The following is a 2483-nucleotide window of genomic DNA, read 5'->3' as shown; positions in this document are numbered from 1 at the left end:
TGCCGCAGGTGCTGGGGGAAAACCAAGCGGTGATGGCGTCGGACCTGAAGCGCAACCTGCAGGGGAGCCTGGCTTCCCTGCGAGCGGGCATCGAGGTGCTGGGTATCATCATCGAGACGATCCACCCGCCTGCTGGCGCCGCCCCCGCTTATCGCAATGTGCAGGCGGCCGAAGTCCAAGCGGCGACCGAGATTGCCTCGGAAAAGGGTCGGGCGGAGGCGACGCTCAGCACCGCGAAGATGCAGGCTGAAACCCGCAGGAACGAGGCCACGGGCGCGGCGGCACAGATCGAAAGCGGCGCCAGGGTCGACCTGACCAACATGCAGGCCGATGACGGCCCGTACCGCGCGGCCCCGGCCCCGTTCATGATGGAACGCTATTTCGCCGCGTTGAAGGCCGTTCTGCCCGGCGTTCCGCTAGCGATCGTTGACAACCCGCTGGGCGGCGGTTTGTCGACGATCGACCTGCGACCGCCCGGTTCCGACCGGCTGTCAACCGGCATAGGAAGAGAGCCATGAACACCACCCGTTCACGCCAGACGGTCCGGCTGACCTTGCGCTTGACCTTGGCCGGCGCCGTCGTCGCGGCGGCCGCGGCCGCCTCCACCATCGTCATGGTCGGTCCTGGCCAGGCCGTGGTGGTCACCGAGTTCGGCCGTCCGGTGAAGGTGCTGACCCATCCCGGCCTCGCCTGGAAGATCCCGGCGCCGGTGGAGCAGACCATCCCGGTCGACCTGCGGCTGCGCACCACCTCTAGCGGCTTGCAGGACGTCGGCACGAAAGAGGGGTTGCGCATCCTGGTACAAGCCTATGTCGCCTGGCAAGTCGATGATGACCCCCTCCATGTCGAGCAGTTCCTGCGCGCTGGCCACAGCGATCCGGACGACACTGCCCGGCGGCTACGCAGTTTCATCGGTTCTACGCTGCAGGTGACGGCTAGCAATTTCAACTTAACCGACCTGATCAACATCGCCCCCAGCAGGGCTCGGTTCGCCGACTTCGAAAGGCAGTTACAGGCTAATCTCTATAAGCAAGTCCTGGACACCTACGGCATCCGGATCGTGGAAACCGGGGTGGAGCGCTTGAGTCTACCGGCGGAAACTCTGGCCGCGACGGTGGCGCGCATGCGCACGGAACGCGAGACGGTTGCCGCCCAACGCACCGCGGAAGGTCTGCGCAAGGCGTCCGCCATCCGCTCCGACGCGGCGCGCGACGCGAAGCTGATCGCCGCGAAGGCCGACGAGCAGGTGGCGGAAATCGAGGCGCAAGGGCGTGAGAAGGCGGCTGCGATCCACGCCAAGGCCTACGTGCTGGATCCCCAACTGTATACGATGCTGCGCTCGCTCGACACGCTAGGGGCCATCGTCGGACCCAAGACCCGGGTAATCCTTCGCACCGATTCCGAGCCGTTCAAGGCCCTGGTGCAAGCCTTGCCGGCCGCCGGCACGGCGGCAGCTCCGACTCCCGCTCCGACAGACAGGCCGCCCGGTCCGCGGGTGCTGTCCAGCCTGCAATGGAATGGCCAATGGCTGCCAATACGCTGATGCTGGACCCGGCACAAACAGATATGATGCGGGCCGAACCCGGCCAAGTGGATCGTGGCCGAAGGGAACCGGGCCGGAAGGAACGGGCCCCAAACGGTCGGTTCGACCTCAGCGACGCGGTGAAGCTGGCGTTCCGAGGCAACTTCATCGCCGCGGCGCTGCTGGCGGCCGGTTGGGCCAGCGGGGGCATCCGTGAGGTACGGCCGGACAGCCGCGCGGTAGTGCTGTGGTTCGGCCAATTTGACCGGGTGATGGATTCCGGCTTGGCGCTGGCCTGGCCACCGCCGATCGAACAGGTCGTGCTCGTTCCGACCTTAGATCGGGAAATCCCGCTGACGATTGCCGAGGCACCCAATGCCGGCCCGTCCGCCGAGATCGATTTCAGAGTCCATCAGCCGGATGATGTGGTGTCCCTATTGCCGCAAAAGGACGCCTGGAACGGCCAGTACTTCCTGACGGGTGACGGCAGCGTCGTGCAATTCCAGGGCACGATGTACTATCGCGTCACTGACCCGGCCGCCTACGTGCTCTCCCGGAGTCATGTGGAGCCGGCCTTGCAGCGCCTCTACCGTGCGAGCGCGGCACTCTTGGCGTCGGAGCACGATTTAGACGATTTTTTGGTGGCCCGTCCCGCCGACCCGGATCATCCGGTCAATGAGGACGTGGCGAACCGCCGCCAGGCCCTGCGCGGTCAATTGGTGGCCGCGATCAACAACCGACTAGCGGCGCTGCGCCGCCTGGACTCTGATTTGGGCGTAGAAATCAGTCGTGTGGACATCGTGGTGTTGTTGCCCCCCCTTGCCAAGGCAGCATTCGACGACGTCCTGACCGCCGACCAGACGGCCGATCAGACCGTTGCCGCGGCGCGCACCGACGCTGCACGGACCATCCAGGAGGCGCAGCGTGCCTCTGATCGCAGCAAGGCCGAGGCCCAGGCGGC

At 66.1% G+C, this 2483-nt stretch carries 3 protein-coding genes; all 3 read left to right on the top strand.

What is annotated here, in order from left to right:
- The coding region (locus tag VHB27_RS16980) for a hypothetical protein (RefSeq protein WP_325602621.1) at positions 1–518 on the top strand (518 nt) is incomplete at its 5' end.
- Positions 515–1543, top strand: a complete 1029-nt coding sequence (gene hflC / locus VHB27_RS16975) for a protease modulator HflC (protein ID WP_325602619.1) — start codon at positions 515–517, stop codon at positions 1541–1543. The genes VHB27_RS16980 and hflC, both read left to right, overlap by 4 nt.
- The coding region (locus tag VHB27_RS16970) for an SPFH domain-containing protein (RefSeq protein ID WP_325602617.1) at positions 1525–2483 on the top strand (959 nt) is incomplete at its 3' end. The genes hflC and VHB27_RS16970, both read left to right, overlap by 19 nt.

Source organism: Rhodopila sp. (assembly GCF_035548235.1).
Taxonomy (GTDB): Bacteria; Pseudomonadota; Alphaproteobacteria; order Acetobacterales; family Acetobacteraceae; genus Rhodopila.
Note: the sequence above shows the minus strand (reverse complement) of the source record. Positions and strands in the feature narration are given on the sequence as shown.